Below are 20,880 nucleotides of genomic sequence, written 5' to 3' on the forward strand. Positions count from 1 at the left end.
CCCCATGACTACGCAGCGACTACTCCCCGTTCTCGCCGCCGGTTCTCTTGCCCTTGCGCTGGCCGGCTGCGCCACCGATGACAGCACCGACGCCACGCTTTCCGACGTCTCCCCTACAACCACCCAGACCGCCGACGCCGAATCCGGGGCTCCAGCACCCGCGGCTCCGCAATCGCCCGAGGCCGATGCTCCGGCCCCAGAGGACTCCCAACTTGTGGCAGGCGACGACGCTGAATCCACTCAGAACACCGACCCGGCCGCAGCTGGCAACGAATCCTGCGCAACGGCCCAGCTCGATATCGGCTTAGCCGATGAGCAAGGCGCTGCCGGTTCGCATTTGGCGGATATCACCTTCACCAATACGTCTTCCGAACCCTGCACTTTGCACGGCTTCCCCGGTGTTTCCGCCGTCACCAACGATGACGGCACCCAGCTTGGCGCCGCCGCTGTGCGCGAAACCGGCAAGGAAGCAACAACCGTCACGCTTCAGCCCGGCCAGTCGGCCCGCGCGGGCCTCAAGATGACCAACGTTGGGGTCCTCGATCCCGCTTCCTGCCAGCCCCAGACAGCCGACGGCTTGCGCGTGTACCCACCCGGCGAAACCGCCAGCGCTTTCATTCGCGTCGAAGGCCTCGAAGGCTGCGCGGGCGATGCGAATTACCTCTCAATCCAGCCGGTCTTCGCCGCCTAAAGCCCACCCCCGGGGGGGATTCGAAAATAGACCTTTCAATGTAACTGGCCGCAAATCATGAAACTCACGCCCCTCACGTAACAAACTTTAAAGTTGATCCCCCAAGTTATTGCACAGCAATCACACAGGAGGCATTATAAATTTGCCACATACGGGCAATTCTCTTCTCTCTCAAGGAGCTCTCATGATTCATCTTTACAGGCTTGAGCAAACCCTGCCGCAGATTATTGGTGCCATTATCACCATCATCGCCCTCATCACCGGTGCCGTTAACGGTGCTGGCAGCTCGCACCCTGGCCCCGGCAGCACGACCCAACCGGCTCCGCGCCCATCAGTGACAAGTGAGAACCTTGTTCAGCCAAACTCGAGCCAGTACCTGCTGAATATGGACTACGTCAACAGCATTTCGGTCAATGGTCAAACCATCACCGACACCATGGTCCGTACCCGCACCACATCGGACAGTGAAGCGTACGTCGGACGAGGCGATCTGAATGGCAAGTACAACACCCTGACCTTTAGCCTTGCTTGGGATGACAACATCAAGCGCAGGGAGGGCAACGACTCCGCCATCGTGAAGGTCTACCTCGGCAAGAACCGCGCAGAATACGCGAAGTCTTACGTTGTTAGGCCCGGTCAGGTAGTAAACTCTGGCCCCATCAACGTCAGCGGGCTGGACAAGGTAATTGTTGAGGTGGAGCCTATTCACGGTCCCGGCCTTGCCATCTTTAACGCACGCCTCCACCGCTAATCACTAGTTTCCCGATGACCCAGAACGGTTTGGTTCTGGGTCTTCTCTTTTGTCTCAGCAGCTAAATCATCGACGACAGCCTACAATCGCGGCCATGGAATCCAAGAAGCTGACATCGCTGGTCTTTGGGAACGTAGTGCTGGAATCGCACATGACGAAGACGATTATCGTCGTCTATTCCGACGACATGCGGTCATGGTACTTCCGGCCGAGCCCATATACGGAGCTCAAGGTGCCCCTCGATGAGCTGCGGGGGAAGCTGAGCAGAGAACGCGCGGAGCTCATCTCAGAGCGCATTTTTGATAACGTCAAGCTGGAGCTCGAGGAAAGCTACTCCGGAGGCGTCGACCGCGCCCAAAAGGAGCTCTGCGGCTGGCTCTTGCATGAGGAATCAGCCGCTTAAACCATCGTCAGGCCGGTGTACCTGCTGATTTAGGCTCTATGCGGCCCGTTGGACCGTATGCCAGCCGGCGATGCGCCCACTCGAATGGGCCGGGTTTGCCCCAAGCCTCAAGCAAAGCGGCAAGAAGCAGCGTCAGGACAAAGACCAACAGACCGATTCCGAGCTTGCCACTCACCGAAGCATCCGCTCCCAGACCGAAGCCAGCCGGGGTAACCAGGACAATGAATAATATCGACTGCGCAATGTAGCCCGACATTGAACGCTTGCCCAGCGCTACAAAAGCATAGGCCCACCCGGGAACACGGTTGTTGAGGTTCTCTGTGAGCAGTGCCAGTACAGCCAGAATGCCCGGCCCAGTAAGAAAACCGAAAGCTTGGTTCAGCATGAAGAACACCGGTTCCAATTCGATTGACACAACGCCAGCGGCCGCAAGCCCCCACGGAAGACCCACAAAGACGATGACCACGCCTGCGATGACAACCCAGGTGACTAGGGTGCGGCGGTGCGCAGAAACGCTGGCCAGCACACCCTCCCGCGCCCAGATGTACCCGATGAGGAAAACACCGGTCAGCCCAACAAACATCAAGGGGATCTGTCCCAAAGCAGCGATCTCACCGCGCACGTTGCGGGCGAAGAAATCACCGAAGGTGACAAGCTCCCTGGTCATCGGCCGCGAACTGGGCAGAGGATTGAAGTAACCAAAATAGGCTCCCAATGCACCCGAACCGGCGAAAGCCGCATAGCCGCCAAAGAACCAGTAGGCAATGCGCCGCAGAGTGCGCGTCGAGAGCGTAAAACACCACGCCAGAGCGATGCCCATGAGGCCATAGACCAGCATGATGTCCCCGTCGAAAAGCACGAAGCCATGTGCCAGACCAAAGACCGCCAGCAGCCCGTAGCGGCGGATGAGTACGCGCCGCGATTCTTTAATGGTGTAGCCCTTACGCTGCAAACTAGCAGCAATGAGACCAATGCCGAATCCCAACAGCATGCAGAACATCGGCAGACCTCGCACACGTACAAACATGGCCGTAAATACCGCGGAGAAAATGTCTAAAGTGCTGCCGGGGCGCACACCACCCAGGGAAGAGCTAGGTCCCAAGGACCACTCGTTCACAATCCAGCTCTGCACAGCATTCGCCATGGCAATCCCCAACAGCGCCGTGCCACGCGCTAAGTCTGGAACGATAAGGCGTTGCTGTTTCTCCTGCATACACCCTATTTTACTCTTCTCAAGCATCATCTAAGGGCCGTTTGACTAGGCTAAGCCCCATGCCTGAGCCACTGTCCTATTCCTCCGCCGAAGGGTTCCCGCAGCTACACATGTCCCGTGTCATAGACGCCGATTTCGATATTGCCGCAGACAAACTGTTCCGCTGGGGCCTGCAGCGCAGCGGTCTTTTTCGGGTTCGCCCGAGCCACGCCACGGTGGAAGAAGGCGCGGAGGTCGGCCTCGGGTTGGGGCCGTGGGAGTTTCGCTGCCGAGTGGTGGATGTGTTCCACGAGGAGGGACGCTGCGGTTTTACCTACGGCACCCTACCCGGCCATATCGAGCGCGGCGAGGAAACCTTTACGCTGGAGCGCCTGCGGGATGGGCGCACGCTGCTGCTTGTCGACGCCTCCTCCCAGCCCGCCCGCCTCACCTTCCTGCGCCCGCTGCTCGATATTCCCCGGCGCGCACTGATCTGGTGGTTTTACCTGCGGGCGCTGGATGAGTGATAGGGATAGCAGCCGCTTTAACCGCAGTCCCAGTCGAAGAGAACCTTGTCGAAGTTACGCGCAGCGAGATCCTCCGGGTGGATGTAGAAGTTTCCGATTCCTCCATCACCCCATTCGAAGGTGCCACCATTATCCACCGTCGCGAGTGTGATGTGCTCATCGCCGATAGGCAGCTTGCTGGGGTTCCAGTAGGTGGCGTAGCCGCCGAGGCGAACCTCGCACTGCCCGTCCTCGAGGTTTACGCGCTCCTCTGATTCCTCAGCGGTGGGATCAACGCTGAACCCCTCGGCTTCAACGCGGGCCACAATCTCATCGAACATTTCCTTCTGGCCGTCCTTGGTATCGCCGGGGAGCTTGGTCGCCTCGATTGTGGTTTCCCCGTCGATAACGCGCCGCGTGATAATGTCCCAGCCGTATGTGTGAACATCCACCAGGTCCTCGCCGCGCCGCAGGAGGGCACGGAGATCATTGTTCCAGAAGGCGGTGCGGCCGAACTCGTGCGCGTTTTCGATAACGCTCAGCTCGCTCAGCTTCCCGTCGATAGTCGTAGCCTCCAGCGGTTCCTCCGCTGGGTGCTCTCCTGAATCCTCTACTTCCTCCGGCACCTCGCCTACGTGTGGGGCGGAAAGATCTTCGAGGTATCGAGCGAAGGGCGTGGAAGTGCGTTCACCTGTCGCCACATACTTGTTACAAAGTTCCATTCCCCATCCGTACTCACCGGGTACGAAAAGCTGAAGGAGGCCGGAGGTAGGGAAACCGGGAAGCGGTTCAAACTCAGCGAAGTTGAACTGGGCAATGAAGAACATGGGCTCGTCGTCGTACTCGGGGTACGGCGCGTGCTCTGGCAGGTACGGGGTTCCGCACAGCTTGGAGGTGGTAGGCGAATCTGGGCGGGAGCTTTCCTCAAAGTCGATGATCGGGCGCGTGGGGACACTGTCGAAGGAATACTTCAGGGCATAAAAGTCATCTTCTGCTGTCATGGGGGCGATTTTAAAAAAGAATCATGCAGGTAGCTCGGGGGTTATTCCCCACCGCCTTTTCGAATGCAAGCGGCACGCAGGCGTTCAATGTAGCTTGGCTCACATGGATAACACGTCACGCTTCTCTCTAACGCCCCTGTTAACGGCGTTGATCGCTGTTCTTGGAACAACCGCTCTTGCCGTTGCATCAGGTCTCCTCCCAGTAGCCGCTGCTGAAGAAGAGACGAATGCCTCCAGTTCCTCTTCGAGCAACATGGCTCCAACCATGGTGGTCTTCGATTCCTCCGGCTCGATGATCACCAACGATGCCGGCGGGCAGACCCGCATTGATGCCGCCAAGGAGGCTGCCCGCACCTTCATCACCGAAGCCGGGGATGACGCCCCTCTGGGGCTTGTCACCTATGGTGGCAACACCGGCGAAGCCCCCGAAGATGAGGCGGCCGGTTGCCAGGACATCACCGTAGTAACACCACCCGAGGCCGGTAACTCTGAGAAAATGATCGCCCATATGGATGGCTTGCAGCCACGTGGTTTCACCCCCATCGGCGAGTCCCTCCGCAAGGCCGCCGCTGAGCTACCAAAGGAAGGCCAGCGCAGCATCATCTTGGTCTCCGATGGCGTTGCCACCTGCACCCCGCCACCCGTGTGTGATGTGGCGAAAGAGCTGAAAGAACAGGGCATCGACCTAGTCATCAACACCGTCGGCTTCAACGTTGAGCCCGAGGCACAGCAGGAACTGCAGTGCATTGCCGACGCCACCGGCGGGACCTACGCCGACGCCTCCGACGCCGATAGTTTGGCCAAGGAACTCAACCGCGCAGCACCGCGCACCTTCAACGCCTACGAGTCAGACTTAGAGGAGATCGAAGGCGGCGAAACCGAAGGTTCCCCGGCCAAGGTAGGCCGTGACGTGGAGGCCTTTTCCACCACCCTTCCACCGACGGAAGGTAAAGGGCACTCCGCTGAATCCACCACCTACTTCACCACCCCCATTGCTGAAGGCGAGCACGTGGTGATTAGTGCCAACACGACGCAAACACCAAGCATCAACAACTTCCGAAAAGGTGGATCATTCCACTTAGGTATTGATTCAGCCGAGCTATCCTGCAAGCTCGACACCGCTACCGCTAATGACCTCGGCCCGAACCAATACCAAACAGCAACCTTGTATAGCACCCAAGGCGGTGAAGAGGGCTGCAACTCCGATGAGCTTGCCTTCGCCATCGAAAGAAATGGTGACTGGAAGCAGGACGAAGAATTGGGGGTGGAAGTGACCATCACCCGCTTTGGCGAGCCGGACATGGAGGGCCAACCAGATCCGGCCGAGGAAAAGACCGAACCCGGCCACGTCACGGCTTCCGGTGGCGCCACTGAGGTTACTCCCGGAACGTGGTTCACCGACGCTGCTGAGCTCACCCCACAGCAGCCGGTACGCGCACAGATTGTGCCTGGCGAAACCCACTTTTATCGCAACTCTGCCGAACACGGGCAACAGGTTGCCGGCACGGTCTCCATGGTCGAAGAGGCCGATGACTTTGACAACAATGGGCCGGGTGACTCCCTCGTTCTTACCGGCTACAACGAAGCACGCGCAAAAATTGATCTGGAGGGTTCCCGCGCCGTCGTAATTAAAGACGGCACAATCGATTTCAGTTACCCAGCACCGATCCTCTTTGCCAACCGCTATGGAGGCTCACACAACGATGGTGCGGGAGGTCTAGGAATTGAAAAGGTATGGCAGGGCGGCGAGCAATACATCGCCGTCAACTACGAGAAGCTCCTCACCGACCAAGAAATCGACGAAAACACGCAGCTTCCCGTGCTGACCTATGACCTCGTTGCGGACGCCGTGGGGGATCCCGTTCCGGAGCCGACCTTCGCACCAGTCAAACTTGAGGCTGAGAAGCCCTCTGCACCAGCGGAAAAAGACGCTAAAGAAGACACGGAGAACCGCGCGCAAGAAGACGATGACTCCTCACTCTTCTCCGGATTCCCCTTCCTGTTGGCAGGACTCGGATTCCTAGTCCTCATCGGCCTCATCATCGCTCTGGTTGTTGTCATCAGGAGCCTTAACCGCTAGCCACGCTCCCGAAGAACGTCATTCACGGTAAATAGTGCCTCAAGATTTCGGGGCTTATTTACGGTGACTGTCGTGACGTAGTCCTCCACCCTTCACAGCAGAGTCCTCCGCTACTGAAGCGAGCCCACCGCCTGTCTCAAAGTGTGTGCAACCGACAAGGCCGTAATCGCGGAGGTTTTGGGGTTCACGGGATGCGGTGAAGATTCGCTAACCAGAGAGAAAGCGCCGGCGGAGCCTGATACCTCGATGTCATGGCGTGTTTTAATCAGATTCGGGGAAGCAACCAGTTCGACCGAGACGCGCTCAAGTGATCGCGCAAGCAACTCGTCATCACTGGAGCCTCTTCCGCGAGTTGCCCAAGCAAGAGCGACGGAAACATTGACGTTGCCGGGAAATTTTGCAATCGCGTCACTAGGCTTGCCGCTGAAAAGTACAAACGGTTCTGTTGCGTTTTCTAATTGAGCGCGCTCGTCATCATTCATCCAGCTTTGAATGAGAGACTCCGCATTCTTGGTCGTTCGAATCTTTACGGTATCCACGGCATTCGACTCTGCCAATGCTGCCCACAAATCGAAGCCGCCGATCGCACCGGAGGTAACATGCACTTTCCCTGGTCCAGACAGCAGCACCTGGCGCGCATCAGGATCGGCCAAAGCACCTACCGAGGTCAACACCAAATCCTTGCCGCGGGCAATCACTGCCGGTCCATGTTCTTTCGCCGCCGCAACGCCCGCGCATTCAACCACAATATCGTGGGCATCGATGAGCTCTAGAAGGTTGTCATTGTGAAGCGATACTCCCAAGGCGCCGCGTTCTCGGTGCGGGGCAGCATCGCGAACAAATGCACTGACTTCGAATTCCGATGGATCAAAAAGTGTCACCAATTGACGCCCGATGGCGCCGAAACCAAGGAGTAACACTCGTGGAGCCGAAGCAGACATGGCAATCCTCCATTACCTTGCGGTTTATGTGTGAGCCCACTCTATCCCTTTAGCTCCTACCAGGGAAAATGAAAAAGAACCCCACCAGCCATGTTGACTGATGGGGTTCTGGAAGTTGGTAGCGGGGGCAGGATTCGAACCTACGACCTCTGGGTTATAGGATTATATTCGAGCCTAACAGGTGTTATTCGATTCTTACCGTGCAGTTTAGGCGCTTTTTCGATCATTCAGAATCATTTAGAATCATCCAGAATCATGACCCTAGTGCACCATCTAGTGCACCACCCTCAAGTGCCGACTGCATGGCCGAAACGTCGGTAAGGTCCGTGTAGTTTCGGGCGTTCATCGCCTCGGTGTGACCAAAGAAAGCACTGCGGATCTCAGCAGGAACACCGCGAGCGATTGCGCGGTTATTCAGTACCGTACGCCAAGCGTGAGACCTCATCGAAGAAACAGCCCCGTCTTCAAGTTGGACGCCAATATCTTTATAGAGCGCCGCGCATGCTTTGACGGCATTATCTGTCCGCCAATGCGAGTGTGCATCCCCCGGTGCAGGAATAAGTGGATCACCGGGACCAATTGTTTCGATTCGCTCTCGCCAGAATCTCTCGCACCGCGCATCAAGCATCGGCACGGTACGCCCCCGGTGGGTCTTGGACTTCTCAGGACGCACTGTTACTGCCAGCGAGCCCTGCGCGACCGTCACGTCCTCTCGGGTGAGCGCGAGCGCTTCGCTAATGCGCAGGCCTGTGCCCGCTTGCAGCACGGCCAGCGCCACTGTGATTTCGTGCTTCTTAATGGAGGTATGCCGTCTATCCGTCCCCGGAGGTATCGGCCCAGTGGTATCGCGCTCTATGAGATGATCAACTACCGCGTCATATTGAGCATCGGTAAGCGCGTGCGACTGTGCAGGCTTACTGCCTTTGCGGGTATCTCCGAGGTCAATGGAGATACCTCTCAGAGGATTGTGCTCAACAAGGCCTTCGCGAATCAGCTGGTCCAAGACGTACTTACTTAACACTGTGCGTGCCTGTCGCGCAGACTCAGCGCCATGATCTCGGCCGATGTCCTGCAACGCCTTTTCAAGAGTCCTAAATCTCACGGCGTGGCCGATCGTGAGTCCATCAAGATGGCGGCGTAGCTGTGATAAGGCTAGTTCATAGCGCTTTCTCGTGTTCAATCTCAGGCGCGCGGCTTTAACCGCTGGTTCACTCACCTCATCCATAAAGGTCGTAAGGCGTTGCGCCTTCGTCCAGCTACTCGCTGACGTATTGAGGACAACATCGATCTTTTCTCGAGCCTTGGTTCGAAATTCACCTTTCGTCTTCGCGCGGATGTGAATGCGTTTGGAGCGCCCTTCCCAAGTCTTGACGGTGACAAACGCGTCGAACGGCCCTCGTGAGAGCGTGTCCAGGACTCGCTCAACAGTATCTTCGCCCGGCTGTAGTGGTGCGCGTGATGCTTGTTGCCTCTTTACCATACACAAGACTATAGCACCACTTTTGTAATGGTTCGAATGTTGGTAGCCTGGTAAACATGAACACCCAACGCCCAGCCCCCTGGGACGCCCCCAAACTCGTACAACTCCGGCTCGATGATGGCGCAACCACTCAGGAAGAACTTGAAGCTGAGCTCGCAGCGCTCGCACGCGACCTCAAGAGCATCAACGCTCGCCTCGAAGAGTTGACTACTCAAATTAAGACCGCACATGGCGATAGAGCGCTTGCCTCGGCCAGACGTGGACTAAAAGCACTGAAGAAGAAGCTCACGGATCGCCTACGCGTGCTTGCCTACGGAAGGCTGCCTGCGCCAGGCCTTAAACCTGAATTGGCACCCACTGCCTATGCAGGCTTCCACTGGGCCTCGTCCTATAAGACCAATCTCCCCGTTGATGAATGGTTTCCACCCCTGCTCAAATGGTCATAACGGTCGAAAGGGTTCACAGTCGTCGATTAGCAGTGTTCCGCCACACCGCCCAAGAGGCAAAACCCGTTACACGCAGCAGTGGAGGCCCTAACATTGAAACCACGAAGTACACACGACAGCCGAACGAGGACGCGGGGCAGCGAGATATGTATAGCGAAAAGAAGTAATTTACGAAACGCGAAAGCATAGCTTGATCAGCGGACATGCATTACGTTTCACTATTTCTCACCCTTTGACGAGCGTCTAGACGAAGAAAGACGTCTTGCCCACATCAACACCCATAGTGAGCGCCAATGCATGACCTGTGCCACCAGGGGCGCCTCGGAACCATAATGCCCGTCATGGAACTAGGAGGTCCGGGGGGATACTGGGGCTTATTTCACCCTAACTCTAGGGAAAATGAAAAAACACATTCATTGGTATTTACCAACTAAGGTGTTTTTTGGAATTTCTACACGGCAGGCGCTGAATCCTACCCCTTATCCCCTTTATTTCCCTGCCTCCCCGTTTCGACATCTGCCATACGCAAGCCACGTCACTCACAACGTCTATGTTTCTCTACTTTGAAGGAGTTGGATTGAAAAGTCGCTGAATTACGAAACACCACCGCGATCATGCCGATCCACACAGGTCGCAGCCCTGTAGCTTGTTTCGCATTTTTGATTTTCGTAGTTTTGCAAAACCACCGGTCAAGCGTTTCGTCATTTTTTCATTATTTGAACCTCAAGCAACGAAACGATGCAGAACTACGCGACGAACATGCGCTAGGGGGTGCATTTACGCCTGCCTCAACCCAGACTGCTGCCCCTTGCCAAATGGCCCGCAATGGGATAGAGTGGTTGTCAGCCTTCCGGGTGTCGCCAGCGAGGTCCCATTTATCGGTCCTCGAAAATGAAAGTGGAATCACGAATTAGAACCGGGCATGAAATAGCTCCTAAGCGCAAACTGCGCAGGCTGGGGTGAATTTTCCATGTCTGGAGACAGTTCATCGTGAGTACCCATGTAGATCTTCCCCGTCTTTCTGTTAAGCCGACAGCCGCTGCTGAAATGCTTGGCTTGTCGCGCGGCACTCTTGCAAACTGGCGTGCCGAGGGACGAGGTCCCCGCTACATTAAATCTGGTAGACAAATCCTCTATCGCGTCAAAGATCTTGATGCTTGGCTCAACGCACAACCCACGATCGGGGGTGCAGCCTAATGGAGACAAAAGAAAGCGCCCCCATCACCGCTGATGAGGGCACCAAAACCACTAACACCGATATTACTACCGTTGACACTAAACCATCAACCTCAAGTAAAGGTTTAGAGTTAGATTCCCTGTCGGATGAGCACCTCGCTGAGCTGCGTGCCTCTGGTATCTCTGATGAGGTCATCGCAAGCTGTGGTGCATACACGGCTTATGCCACTGAGGATCTACCCGAGCCGCTGCAGTGGATCGGCAGGTTCCCAGACGCAGCCCCATTCCTGGTCTATGAACTTCAAGAAGCAGATAAAGGAACGACCTGGCAGGTAAAACCTCAGCCCGGCACTGTAGTACTGGCAGATGGTCGTGCACCCAAGTACATCGGTCCTTCGAAGGACTCCGGCCATCCCGTACCTTCGCTGATCGAGCGGCGCGCAGTCCATGCTGGCACACGCCGTGTGCTGCTGGTTGAGGGTACGAAACAACCCTTGGCCGTGATGTCGATCACTGACGATGACACTGCTGTGTACGCTCTGCCCGGCATTACGTCCTGGCAGGGTGGTGACGCTGGCCCTTCCCCCGCATTCCAACTTGTTGGTGGCCTGCCCACCTACATCATCGCAGACGCTGATGCTGCAGCAAACCGTCTGGTCTATGACGGTGCCCAGGGACTTGGCACACTGTGCCGCCGGTGGGGTGCGACCCCCGTTCGTTTTGTAAATGTTCCTGGCGGCGGCAAGCAAGGCATCGATGACGTGCTCGGTAATATCCCCGCGGATCGTCGCGAGACGATGCTTGAGCTGTGGATTAAGCAGGCAGGCGATAAGCCCTGTCAGAAGCGGCCCTCGATGACTCAGGCACCCTCGCAAACTGCATCAACTCCGCAGGCGGGCAGTATGAAGCCATCCGTCAACTCTGATCTTGAGCCGTCGGTCTTCTACGACACCGTGGATAAGGCCGTTTACGACAAATACGCAGGTACGAGACTGTTTCGTACCAACGACAAGCTCATGGCCTTGGAGAAACGAGACGGACGTAAGAGCCTTGACACCGTTGATCTTCCCTATGCTATTGACCTTGCTGCGCAGACGATTCAGGTCGAACAACACATGGCTAAGAAAGTAGTGGTCAGGCCACTCGGCATGACTGAGGCCGCTGTGATTTTTAACAAGAATCGTGTGTCGAAGTATCCCTCCATTGAGGGTATTGCCGAAGCCCCTATCCTCTCGGAGAGTGGAAATGTTGTCTGTGAGTCTGGCTACAACGCTGAGACGCGTAAGTTCTTGGATCTTTCAGACGATCTCGAAGGCTTCCACGTACCTGACGCTCCTACCGCTGACGATGCTCTGGAAGCGCTGGAGACGCTGTTGGAGCCGTTCTGTGACTTCCCGTTTGCTTCAGAGGCCGATCTCACCCGCGCGGTGTCCATGCCTCTTACATTGCTTACAAGGTCTGTGTGTTCAACGGCCCCCTTGGGCCTCATCTCGGCAAATAACCAGGGTACTGGCAAAAACTTATGTCTGCACGTTGCCAGCATTATTGCGACGGGTCGGGTTGCACAGTTTCAAAAGATTCCCGTCAGCGAAGAAGAGATGGAAAAGGTGCTGTATTCTGCGCTTTTGTCCGGCCGCACCACGTTAATGTTCGATGAGGCTAGTGGGGGGCTGGAGAGCGAAGCGTTGGCTTCGATGATCACCGCCGAGGTCTACTCTGGTCGCATCCTCGGCAAGTCTGAACACAAGTCAGTACCGAACAGTGCGTGTGTGTTTGCTATTGGCAAGAAGGTTGCAGCCCGAAAAGACATGTCGCGCCGTACCATTCCTATTATTTTACATTCGGATTTAGTCAACCCTGAGGCACGTGATGATTTTAAGCATCCAAACCTCAAAGAATGGGTATTCCAGAATCGAAAAAGGCTTCTTGAGGCTGCTCACACGATGATCCGTGCCTGGGTTGTTGCCGGTAAACCCGCACCTCCTTCTGGATATGACGTAGGTAGTTTTGAAGAGTGGTATTTAACCGTAGGTGGCATTCTCGCCTTCGCAGGTCGTAGTGACCTCATGGAGGGTGTGCGCGAGTGGCGCAAGGAGTCGGACGACAGCGAGCTGGAAGATCTTGCCCATATCGCGTGGCTAGACGAGGTTTTCGACGGCAAGCCATTCCGTGCTTTCGACGCGCAGAAGGCTATTGAAGCGCGCAACGTCGGCGGTCAGTTTGTTCCTTTGCCTTCTGGGCTTTGGACAATTGATAACGCCACGGCCCAGCGCCTTGGACGTAAGTACACCCGTTTCCAAGACAGGCCCTTCGATGGTTACGTCATGCGAAGCGCTGGGATGGTTAACCATACGAAGCGGTTCCAGGTCGTACGTGTCGATCCTGACGATGACGACGGTGACGATAGCAATGGCGGTAACGGTGGTGACGGTGGCAGCGGTGGTACTCCTCCGCCGACACCGGGACCAACACCAACACCTGCAGAAACAGCAGACGGGCAGGCAGTACCCTCAGCACCCGCCGACAGTACAACCGTCGTGTTCGACCTTGAAACGGGTGACGCAGGTGTTGTGCAGGTCACGGATGATCCAGGATTCGTGCGTCTTGCTGCTTACTCGATCAACGGTGCTGAGCCTGTGACCACCACCGACATCGCTGGTGAACTTATTCCGCTGCTGGAGACTGCCGACACCATCGTTGGTCACAACGTTGTGCAGTTTGACCTGGCTGCACTGCGACGGCTCTATGGCCTCGATGACAAGGCGCTCATCGACGCTGGCAAGGTGCATGACACGATGATCCTCTCCCAGCGGGCTGCAGGTGGGGACCGCAGCCTCAAATACAAGCTCAATGCCGTAGCTAAGCGCTGTGGTGTAGACGGCAAGTTGCTGGACGACGGTAAGACGGCTCTTGAGGTCCTGGAGGAACGGTTCGGTGGGTTTGACAAGATTCCCGTGGATAACGCCGAGTACGTTGCTTACGCACTACAGGACGTACGCTCAACCTCCGCTGTCTACGAGAAAATGCTGCCTGCTGCCTTGGAAGCTGTCAGCGCAGAGTATCTGCAGCGTGAACACGAGAAGATGCACGCCCTAAGTGTTGTGGAGTCTCACGGCGTTCGAGTGGACATGGTCAAGGTCAAAGAGGCCTTGGCAGAAGAGGCAGCCGTCAAGTCTGAGATTCGCACCTGGCTTGTCGATGTGGTCGGTATCCCCAATAAGGGGAAAGCGCCTTGGATGACCAAGGAAGGCAAACAGGCTATCTCAGACTATCTAGATAGTTTCGGCGTTGCTGCGCTACTCACGGACACGGATGAGATCAGTATCAGCGCGAAGGCGTTTAGCCAGCTTGCCGAACAGCACGCAAACGTGCCCGAGATCGTCGAGCTGGCAGCCAAGATGGAGAAACTGCTTAGGTCTTCCACACCGGCCTCGACGGTCAAGGAAAACCTTCACGGAGACAAGGTGTATCCAAGTATCCAGGCAGACCAAGTCACGGGTCGTCTCAGCACCACGAAACCGGCGCTAGCGGTCTTCGGTAAGCGTACTGATCGTCTCATCAGGCAGCGCGAGATGATCCTCCCTGACAACGCTGATGAGGAACTGCTCTCGGTGGATCTCTCGCAGATCGACGCGCGGTGTCTGGCAGCAGGTAGCGGCGATGCAGCCTACGCAGAACTGTTTGCCCCCGGCCGTGACGCGCACACGGAGATGGCTATCAGAGTCTTCGACGATGCGTCTCGCAGGCCTGATGCGAAGAAGCTAGCCCATGCCATGAACTACGGCATGGGGGCCAGGGGTTTAGCAGCCGATGCGGGCATCTCTGTGATGGAGGCGAAGAAGCAGCTTGACCGTCTGCGCTTCGAGTTTCCGACGCTCGAATACTTCAAGAATTATCTACGCAAGCACGCCGAGGCACTTGGCTGGGTTGCCACGGGGTTCGGCCGCCGGGTGGCTGTCAGCCGTGGATCGGCGTACACCCAAGCCCCTGCCGCCTACGGCCAGGGGACGGCCCGAGACGTGTTCCTTGAAGGTGTGATGAACCTTCCGCAGGAGGTCTTGGAGATGGTCCGCATCTTCGTCCACGACGAGATTGTGTTGTCGGTCCCGCGTGACCGTGCTGACGAGATCACGCAGACAGTTATGGCTGCCTTCAACGCTGTAACGCTGCCCGGCAAGGACGGCGTCGAGGTACCTGTTTTGTCCGACTTCGCAGGCCCTGCTGAGTCCTGGGCTGGTTGTAAGGACTGACCGAAGTTGAGCACGAAACGGCGCACACGTGGACCGCCTCAGGAGTCCCGCGCAACATTCCAAAACAACTTTGAACTAAGGAGTAAACCGTCATGGGCAACCTGACTTCAAGAGTGACAGAAAGCGTGACTGGCACGCGAACAAAGCAACCGCTAACACCCGAGACAGCTGGTGTGCTCGGCGCTGACTGGCAGCGGCTGGCCACAAAGGCCACGCAAGCCGAGAACGACATGCGCGAGGTGGCTGAAGGAGCGCCCGCTGCTTCAGCCGAACGTGATGTCCAAAGCGCCGCCAAGGACATCATCAAAGTCTCTCAGTGGTCGCGCCAGAAAACCAATAACCGTCGCCTCAAGCAGGCGATGGTGTCCCGGACGGCGGCCTCGAAGAGGTCGTCGTCAAAGAGCCATAACGACGTTGAAATGGAGTTCTAAACATGGCCACGAAGAAAACGAAGATCGAGATCGCTCTGGAGCGAATCGAGGCTGAGAAGCGCGCTCGCGAGGAAGCCAAACGGCGTGAGAAGGAACAGCAGGACAAGCTCCTGATGGAGCTTGGCCGAGTGTTGGTTGACACCGCCACGAAACCTACTTCCGAATGGGCGTCGTACCGCGACCGAACGGTCGCGGAGCTGCTCGCAGCGCTGGGGCTGGATGTGGTCGGTGAGACCGCATCCGACGCCTCACGTGGTGAGGTAGAGCGACCAACGGGAGATTCTGACCAGTCTGTCGGCTGGTCAGATTAGGGGGTCAAGGGGCCCTCCCCTTGCCAGCCGCCCCCGAAGGCCCGGCGTCAGCCGGGTGAGCGCCGGAGGTGCTCAGGGCGATGCTGGCCGCCCTTCTTTGGAGCCGACTTCGACTACCACCAGTGCTCACGGAATACGCAGTAATCCGTGAGACGGAGGTAGCGCGAAGCGTGCGAGAAATAAGGGCTATCTCCCAACTCGCGTAAGCGAGTTGGGAGATCTACGTAACACAAAGTAATAAAAGATGAAGGATACGAAAAAATTGAAGTTAGATGGCCCGGTAAGTAAGCGGTTAACGCTGCGTCTCAACGCTGAGCAGTGGGAAGTTGTCAGTGAGGTCGCCAAGCGAACGAACCTGACTCCTGCTGAGGTCATGCGGGGGGCGATATATACCCTTTCCGACCGCCTACCACGTGGGTGGGCTGAACGAATGAACGACCCTCCCGAGGATTTCCAAAACGATGTAAGGCGGCTCTGGAAAGAGATCAACAGCATCGGTGTAAACATCAATCAGCTCTCGCGTCTCGCACACACGTCCGGTGATGCGGAGTTGATGGGCATCATTCGCCTTGCACAGGAGGATTTGCGGCGACTCAAAGAGGCGGTGGGCCGATATGTCCGTCACAACAGTCGATAGGTCAAAGAGTCTCTCCTCGCCCGTCGTCTACGCGGTCTACGGCACACGAGCGAATGCGAAAGCTGGCCGGGTCCGTGCGGCAGCGCTGACCGTCGTCTGCGGCGAAGAAATGAAAAACGACAGCGGCGGGCGCTGGGCCGGGCTCGAGTTCATCGAATCCGGACGCGAGATTATGGGTCGCTACGGCAGTCGCAGCAACCAGGCCATTACGCTGGTTCAATCCTGGTCGCGTGACGAACTCGACGGGGACAATTCCACCGACGTGCAGAAGGCCAATGCCATGGGCGCGGACCTTGCGCAGAGGTTAGCTCCCGGCACACCGTACGTCATCGCCACCCACACTGACGGCAAGTCACGATGCGTCCATAATCACATCATCTTGCTCAACCACGACCTGAATACTGGAAAGGCAGCGCCTAGGCGTACGAGCAACTGGCACGCGGTCAAAGCTATTAACGATTCCGTCATGCGTGACTGGGGCATGAGAACTTTGCAACCGAAGGGCTTTGTCAAGCTCCGACGTGCCGAGCGACTGGCACTCCGAGATGGCAAGAGCGTCGACTCAACTGGTCTGGAGATCGACGAACTGACAGGTGAAACCTGGGCGGATTTCTTGCGTAAACGCGTTGATGCGCTTGTGAGTGACGAGCGGGTCCTCACCGCCCCAGATGGACTGCAGAAAGCCTGTGAGATCGCCGCCGAGTACAACCTCTCGTTGAGGTCAACAGACGGCGATCTCAGCATCGGCTTGATCGGTGACGACGGCGAGGAAGCGGTCTACACGACACGCACGCCTAAGGGTCGTAGTCGCAGGCGGAAAGCGGCAGACGCTGGCTCGAAATTTGGGCCTGGCTACACCACCAACGGCCTGCGCGACCGTATCGCGGAGGCACAGGCACAACTGGCGGCAGCACTGGCGCGCCAGACGCGAATTGAACGACTGAAGAAACTAAAAGAAAGCGAGGAAGACAGTGATCAAACAAGCGCTTACCGGACAACAACAGCAGGCCCTGGAGACGTACCTCGAAGAGAGCCTCGACCCCGTCCTGGAAGCCCTGGAGACTATGCAGGAGCAGCGCACGAAGGACTCAGCGAAGATGGCCACCGCACTCAAAGCGATGGACGCACTGGAGAGCAGGATTTCGAGCATCGCGGCCTCGGAGGGGGAACTGAACACATTGTCCGAGCAGCAGCAGAAGCTCAACAAGCAGCTGAAGAAGCTCGCTCGGACAACGGTCGGCACAAAGGAGTACGACCAAACGCAGAAAGCAGTCGCAGAAACCATCAGCAGCCTGGTCAACATGCTGACAGATATGGGTCCGGCTATGCGGAACATTCAGAAAACACTGCTCGATCTGGCGAAGATGTACCGAGCAACAATCGAAGTCGCGAAACACCCAGTGAGGCTCAGCGACGAAAGCGCCATGAGCGTCTCGCGCGGCTTAACCAGGCAGTTAACGGCTTGCCTGAGTTCCGGTATTAGGCCCGTGGTTAACGAGTCGTTCGAGCGGGTCCAGACCGACCTCGACAGTACGGTCAACGCAGCCGTTTCACGATTGGAGAAGGAGAGTGCCCGACTCTCGAGAGAGCTGGAGAAGGTGAGCGCAGAGCGACAGAAGTTGGCCGAAGCCATACAGAAAGACACTGATCGGATAGATAACACCAAAAGGTTCGCGCTCTGGTCTGTCCTAGCAGCCCTTATGGCAAGTGTGGGATTCGTGGCCATTGGCGGTCTTGGCGTAGGCGTTATGACGTACCTCGGTTTCCCTGACGGCCTGGGGGCACTTTGGGGTCACGTCGCTGATGCTGAGACATGGTACTCGACGATAGGGTGGCTAACTGTCACAATGACAGTCATTGGCCTCATCGTCGGTCCTATGTTCTACCTTGCCTTGAAACTGACCAGAGACGATTAGCTGGAGAAGAACAAACCCCTTAGGGGACTGAACTCCGGAAAGTGGGCACGGGGGATTCACCAAGGTGCGATAGTCAGGGTCGCTGGTCTAGCGGCTCACCAGCTGACGTGGGAAAACAGACTCATCCTGAAGGACTTCCCGCTTCAGTGATGCGTTAAGCGACCCCTCCAACGGGCTGTCCGCATTCACCCCAATCGACCCCACCTACTGGGTGACACCGAACTACTCGGTGTAGGTCTTGCGTGGCATGGCGGAAAGGTTCCTCCTTCCGCCAGCGAAATACTGGTTTCAGTGTGCCCACTATCCGGTGGCCAGGCCCCACTGCATAGGTCAGAAGCTCGGGAACTAAACGAATAAGCCGGACGTTATTAGCCTATACAAGTAATTATTTAGCTCAAGTGAAAGGTTTCACATGTGTAATTATGAATACGACATTTTTGCGGTTCCGACCGCATTTGATAACCGGGATACCCAGGAGGAATTCTTGGATCTCTTCGAGATCGATGAGCAGGAGACGAGTTTCAAGGACACCATCTTCAGTGTGGTCCTAAAGTATCGGGGCAAAATTGCCGTCGCGTCAACATCGAAACTTTATCTTCATCATCTTCCCGAGGACGTGTTGTGTCAGCTTCCGGATACCTTCGCGGAGCCTACCGACGTCAGCTACGAAACCGTGATGCGCATCCTGCGCGACATCTTGCGCAGTTACGAAAGGGGAACCGACGGCCTCAAGGTCCGAGGCGACATCCGCAGGGGTCAGATCTTGCACTTCTGGGAACCGTAACAGGTGCCTGGACTTGTAGAACCAGGGGATCCCGTAGGTGGTCGGCAACCTACACTAGGCTAGACAGGGGCTAAGTTGGATGAATATCATTTCAGCGACATGCAACCTGTACGGACCGATGTAGGGGTCAGCCACGACCTCGGCGACCCCTACCTGCTCTAGGACTTTCGGCAATCAGGCGATCTCGATGTAGCCCTTGACCAGGATGTGCCCGAACCCAAAGCAACTCACATAGTGCACTTTGTAGTGGTTAGCGACATGGCAGTGCGTCATGAAAGATGCCCGCGCCTCACCGGCAAAGCTCTGATGCCGCATAGCCTTGGCACCCCGGGCCCTAGTAATTTTGAAAAATACCCCCGGAGGTTTTTGAACTGGCCCCCATTTGGTGGACACCTGATATCCAGCCCAGTCGGGCGGGGAAGAAAGGTAATCTACCACCATGTCCAGGTACTCCGAAGAGTTCAAACGTGATGCCGTGACCCTCTATGAGAACAACGAGGAGCTCTCACTGAACTCAGCATCAGCAGAGCTCGGCATCAACCGTGCCTCGCTGCATTGCGCGGGCTAGAGGATAAAAATAGAGCGTTTGCTACGCAGCTGGCGAGGAGAAACCCTCCGAGATGACCTGCTGCTGCTGCTCGGGACGTGATGCCATAGCCTTTGACAAGATGATGTGAAGAACAAAAGTGACAATCAGCGCGCCAAGTCCAGCAGGGAAGTCAAGCGGGAGGGCGAACCAGTATTGGAATGCGATCCCGCATAGGGCACCAACAATGAATGAAAGTACAGCAGGCAGGCGAAGCGGAGGCATATGGTTAGGATCTGCGGTCGAGTACTCATCGCGACGAAGTAGGTAATAGTCAGCAAGGATAGGTCCGGCCAGTGGAACGAATGCAGCACCAAGAATGGTGATGAAGTCGGAGAAGAAATATTCATAGAAACCAAGGGAACCGAGAATGGTGCCAACAATTCCAACTACAATAACGATCTTGCCACGGTGCAGGCGAAGGCCGGCGCTCTCGGCGGCAGGGCCAACGTAGAGGGCATTGCAGTACAACTCAGACATGTTGGTTGTCCACAGAGCCAAGACCCACAGCGTTACGCCGACAATAGTTAAGAATAGGCCTTTTGTAACCATCCAGGTAATAAAATTCGAGTCACCTGTCGAAATTGAACCGACATAACCGACAATATTGAGCAAAGGATTAGTCAAGATAAAACAGGCTGCAGCTCCGATAAACACGTGAGTCACCTTCTTGGCGTAGCGGAAGATATCTACACCCATAATGACACCCGCAATCCATGCACCAAGCATGATTGTCACGCCCGTGCCTTGGGACATGCCCGAACGGGTTGAAGCTTCATCAATTACCTTATCAAATCCGCCAAATTCACCAACCATCAAGACCGCGGCTACCAGTGCAACGATGAGAACAAATGGTGCAGCCCAGCCTGAAATCGTTTCGATAGCCGTGATGCCCCTCCACGCGGAGTAGGTAAACACAGCGCCCCAGAACAGGCACAAAAGCACGTATTCAAGAGACAACCCGTTAACAACTGTGATGCCCGTGAGATCGCCTACAGCTACGTCGAAAATTGAACCAACCATGCCTACGATTGACGCAAACCAACCGAGGGTCAAAAGCGCCATGATGAGCATTGGCAAAATCATGCCCATCTTGCCGTAGGAAATGCGAGAAATCAGGGAAAGGTTAAGCCCTGTACGCATTGCCGCGAGACCGAGCAGGAATGTGAGAATAAGAAGGAGGCCCTCGCCTACTGAGATTGCCAAAAGGGCTTGCCCGAATGTCATCCCCTCGGCGCCTCCCTGCCCAGCGAGTTGACCGCCCACAATCAATCCTGTTGGCACGTACCCAAATCCAA

The 20,880-nt window shown here is 56.4% G+C and carries 19 protein-coding genes and 1 pseudogene; 15 read left to right on the forward strand and 5 right to left on the reverse strand.

Annotation, left to right across the window (positions count from 1 at the left end; translation table 11 throughout):
- Window positions 1-4 precede the first annotated feature (4 nt).
- From HMPREF2993_RS03435 to HMPREF2993_RS03445, 3 genes are all read left to right on the forward strand, one after another.
- A complete protein-coding gene (locus HMPREF2993_RS03435; RefSeq protein WP_070701012.1) occupies window positions 5-691 on the forward strand; it encodes a DUF4232 domain-containing protein in 687 nt (228 codons plus the stop codon).
- A gap of 184 nt (window positions 692-875) precedes the next feature.
- On the forward strand, window positions 876-1,442 hold the full coding sequence (locus HMPREF2993_RS03440) for a hypothetical protein (RefSeq protein WP_070701014.1): 567 nt from the start codon (window positions 876-878) through the stop codon (window positions 1,440-1,442).
- A gap of 94 nt (window positions 1,443-1,536) precedes the next feature.
- The gene (locus tag HMPREF2993_RS03445) at window positions 1,537-1,845 is read left to right on the forward strand and encodes a hypothetical protein (RefSeq protein ID WP_070701016.1); all 309 of its coding nucleotides are present in this window, start codon (window positions 1,537-1,539) and stop codon (window positions 1,843-1,845) included.
- Between the two features lie 7 nt (window positions 1,846-1,852).
- Here the strand turns inward: HMPREF2993_RS03445 and HMPREF2993_RS03450 are convergent, their stop codons facing one another.
- Window positions 1,853-3,058, reverse strand: coding sequence for a DUF418 domain-containing protein (locus HMPREF2993_RS03450; RefSeq protein ID WP_070701018.1), 1,206 nt, complete (start codon window positions 3,056-3,058; stop codon window positions 1,853-1,855).
- A 59-nt stretch (window positions 3,059-3,117) separates the two neighbouring features.
- On the opposite strand from HMPREF2993_RS03450, the gene HMPREF2993_RS03455 reads away from it, so the two are divergent.
- Window positions 3,118-3,564, forward strand: a complete 447-nt coding sequence (locus HMPREF2993_RS03455; protein ID WP_070701020.1) for a DUF1990 family protein — start codon at window positions 3,118-3,120, stop codon at window positions 3,562-3,564.
- Between the two features lie 17 nt (window positions 3,565-3,581).
- On the opposite strand, the gene HMPREF2993_RS03460 is transcribed toward HMPREF2993_RS03455, so the two are convergent.
- Window positions 3,582-4,544 (reverse strand): YwqG family protein, encoded by a 963-nt coding sequence (locus tag HMPREF2993_RS03460; protein ID WP_070701022.1) that lies wholly within the window; start codon window positions 4,542-4,544, stop codon window positions 3,582-3,584.
- A gap of 103 nt (window positions 4,545-4,647) precedes the next feature.
- On the opposite strand from HMPREF2993_RS03460, the gene HMPREF2993_RS03465 reads away from it, so the two are divergent.
- The gene (locus HMPREF2993_RS03465) at window positions 4,648-6,624 is read left to right on the forward strand and encodes a vWA domain-containing protein (RefSeq protein WP_246822332.1); all 1,977 of its coding nucleotides are present in this window, start codon (window positions 4,648-4,650) and stop codon (window positions 6,622-6,624) included.
- Between the two features lie 110 nt (window positions 6,625-6,734).
- On the opposite strand, the gene HMPREF2993_RS03470 is transcribed toward HMPREF2993_RS03465, so the two are convergent.
- On the reverse strand, window positions 6,735-7,565 hold the full coding sequence (locus HMPREF2993_RS03470; RefSeq protein WP_070701024.1) for an aspartate dehydrogenase domain-containing protein: 831 nt from the start codon (window positions 7,563-7,565) through the stop codon (window positions 6,735-6,737).
- A 253-nt stretch (window positions 7,566-7,818) separates the two neighbouring features.
- Entirely contained in the window at window positions 7,819-9,045 is a 1,227-nt protein-coding gene (locus HMPREF2993_RS13000) for a site-specific integrase (RefSeq protein ID WP_232751656.1), read from the reverse strand.
- Window positions 9,046-9,101: 56 nt separating this feature from the next.
- Between HMPREF2993_RS13000 and HMPREF2993_RS13375 the strand changes: the two genes are divergently transcribed.
- From HMPREF2993_RS13375 to HMPREF2993_RS13380, 10 genes and pseudogenes are all read left to right on the forward strand, one after another.
- Window positions 9,102-9,491 (forward strand): hypothetical protein, encoded by a 390-nt coding sequence (locus HMPREF2993_RS13375; RefSeq protein WP_141758247.1) that lies wholly within the window; start codon window positions 9,102-9,104, stop codon window positions 9,489-9,491.
- 990 nt (window positions 9,492-10,481) lie between these two features.
- Entirely contained in the window at window positions 10,482-10,688 is a 207-nt protein-coding gene (locus HMPREF2993_RS13005) for a helix-turn-helix transcriptional regulator (protein ID WP_255365581.1), read from the forward strand.
- The gene (locus HMPREF2993_RS03485; protein ID WP_070701026.1) at window positions 10,688-14,917 is read left to right on the forward strand and encodes a DNA polymerase; all 4,230 of its coding nucleotides are present in this window, start codon (window positions 10,688-10,690) and stop codon (window positions 14,915-14,917) included. The genes HMPREF2993_RS13005 and HMPREF2993_RS03485 overlap by 1 nt, the downstream gene beginning before the upstream one ends.
- A 92-nt stretch (window positions 14,918-15,009) precedes the next feature.
- Complete coding sequence (locus HMPREF2993_RS03490) at window positions 15,010-15,348, forward strand: hypothetical protein (protein ID WP_070512104.1); 339 nt, start codon at window positions 15,010-15,012, stop codon at window positions 15,346-15,348.
- A gap of 2 nt (window positions 15,349-15,350) precedes the next feature.
- Window positions 15,351-15,659, forward strand: a complete 309-nt coding sequence (locus tag HMPREF2993_RS03495; RefSeq protein WP_070512106.1) for a hypothetical protein — start codon at window positions 15,351-15,353, stop codon at window positions 15,657-15,659.
- Between the two features lie 244 nt (window positions 15,660-15,903).
- Window positions 15,904-16,296 carry a plasmid mobilization relaxosome protein MobC gene (gene mobC, locus HMPREF2993_RS03500; RefSeq protein ID WP_066512200.1) on the forward strand — a complete coding sequence of 131 codons (393 nt, stop codon included), beginning with the start codon at window positions 15,904-15,906 and terminating at the stop codon, window positions 16,294-16,296.
- Window positions 16,297-16,468: 172 nt separating this feature from the next.
- A pseudogene (locus HMPREF2993_RS14015) lies at window positions 16,469-16,765 on the forward strand (relaxase/mobilization nuclease domain-containing protein); the annotation flags it as partial.
- Between the two features lie 502 nt (window positions 16,766-17,267).
- A complete protein-coding gene (locus HMPREF2993_RS13815) occupies window positions 17,268-18,212 on the forward strand; it encodes a coiled-coil domain-containing protein (protein WP_066512197.1) in 945 nt (314 codons plus the stop codon).
- A 412-nt stretch (window positions 18,213-18,624) separates the two neighbouring features.
- On the forward strand, window positions 18,625-18,996 hold the full coding sequence (locus HMPREF2993_RS03510) for a hypothetical protein (protein WP_066512193.1): 372 nt from the start codon (window positions 18,625-18,627) through the stop codon (window positions 18,994-18,996).
- Between the two features lie 439 nt (window positions 18,997-19,435).
- A complete protein-coding gene (locus HMPREF2993_RS13380) occupies window positions 19,436-19,564 on the forward strand; it encodes an IS3 family transposase (protein ID WP_066512189.1) in 129 nt (42 codons plus the stop codon).
- A 21-nt stretch (window positions 19,565-19,585) separates the two neighbouring features.
- Here the strand turns inward: HMPREF2993_RS13380 and HMPREF2993_RS03525 are convergent, their stop codons facing one another.
- Window positions 19,586-20,866 carry a purine-cytosine permease family protein gene (locus HMPREF2993_RS03525; protein WP_168166759.1) on the reverse strand — a complete coding sequence of 427 codons (1,281 nt, stop codon included), beginning with the start codon at window positions 20,864-20,866 and terminating at the stop codon, window positions 19,586-19,588.
- Between the last annotated feature and the right edge of the window lie 14 nt (window positions 20,867-20,880).

Origin of the sequence: Corynebacterium sp. HMSC068G04 (assembly GCF_001814885.1) — a bacterium.
GTDB classification, from domain to species: domain Bacteria; phylum Actinomycetota; class Actinomycetes; order Mycobacteriales; family Mycobacteriaceae; genus Corynebacterium; species Corynebacterium hiratae.

Bases quoted from the DNA above. Each gene is read 5' to 3' on its own strand.
- HMPREF2993_RS03435 (WP_070701012.1), top strand. From the start codon at position 5: ATGACTACGCAGCGACTACTCCCCGTTCTCGCCGCCGGTTCTCTTGCC.
- HMPREF2993_RS03440 (WP_070701014.1), top strand. From the start codon at position 876: ATGATTCATCTTTACAGGCTTGAGCAAACCCTGCCGCAGATTATTGGT.
- HMPREF2993_RS03445 (WP_070701016.1), top strand. From the start codon at position 1,537: ATGGAATCCAAGAAGCTGACATCGCTGGTCTTTGGGAACGTAGTGCTG.
- HMPREF2993_RS03450 (WP_070701018.1), bottom strand. From the start codon at position 3,058: ATGCAGGAGAAACAGCAACGCCTTATCGTTCCAGACTTAGCGCGTGGC.
- HMPREF2993_RS03455 (WP_070701020.1), top strand. From the start codon at position 3,118: ATGCCTGAGCCACTGTCCTATTCCTCCGCCGAAGGGTTCCCGCAGCTA.
- HMPREF2993_RS03460 (WP_070701022.1), bottom strand. From the start codon at position 4,544: ATGACAGCAGAAGATGACTTTTATGCCCTGAAGTATTCCTTCGACAGT.
- HMPREF2993_RS03465 (WP_246822332.1), top strand. From the start codon at position 4,648: ATGGATAACACGTCACGCTTCTCTCTAACGCCCCTGTTAACGGCGTTG.
- HMPREF2993_RS03470 (WP_070701024.1), bottom strand. From the start codon at position 7,565: ATGTCTGCTTCGGCTCCACGAGTGTTACTCCTTGGTTTCGGCGCCATC.
- HMPREF2993_RS13000 (WP_232751656.1), bottom strand. From the start codon at position 9,045: ATGGTAAAGAGGCAACAAGCATCACGCGCACCACTACAGCCGGGCGAA.
- HMPREF2993_RS13375 (WP_141758247.1), top strand. From the start codon at position 9,102: ATGAACACCCAACGCCCAGCCCCCTGGGACGCCCCCAAACTCGTACAA.
- HMPREF2993_RS03485 (WP_070701026.1), top strand. From the start codon at position 10,688: ATGGAGACAAAAGAAAGCGCCCCCATCACCGCTGATGAGGGCACCAAA.
- HMPREF2993_RS03490 (WP_070512104.1), top strand. From the start codon at position 15,010: ATGGGCAACCTGACTTCAAGAGTGACAGAAAGCGTGACTGGCACGCGA.
- HMPREF2993_RS03495 (WP_070512106.1), top strand. From the start codon at position 15,351: ATGGCCACGAAGAAAACGAAGATCGAGATCGCTCTGGAGCGAATCGAG.
- mobC (WP_066512200.1), top strand. From the start codon at position 15,904: ATGAAGGATACGAAAAAATTGAAGTTAGATGGCCCGGTAAGTAAGCGG.
- HMPREF2993_RS03510 (WP_066512193.1), top strand. From the start codon at position 18,625: ATGTGTAATTATGAATACGACATTTTTGCGGTTCCGACCGCATTTGAT.
- HMPREF2993_RS13380 (WP_066512189.1), top strand. From the start codon at position 19,436: ATGTCCAGGTACTCCGAAGAGTTCAAACGTGATGCCGTGACCCTCTAT.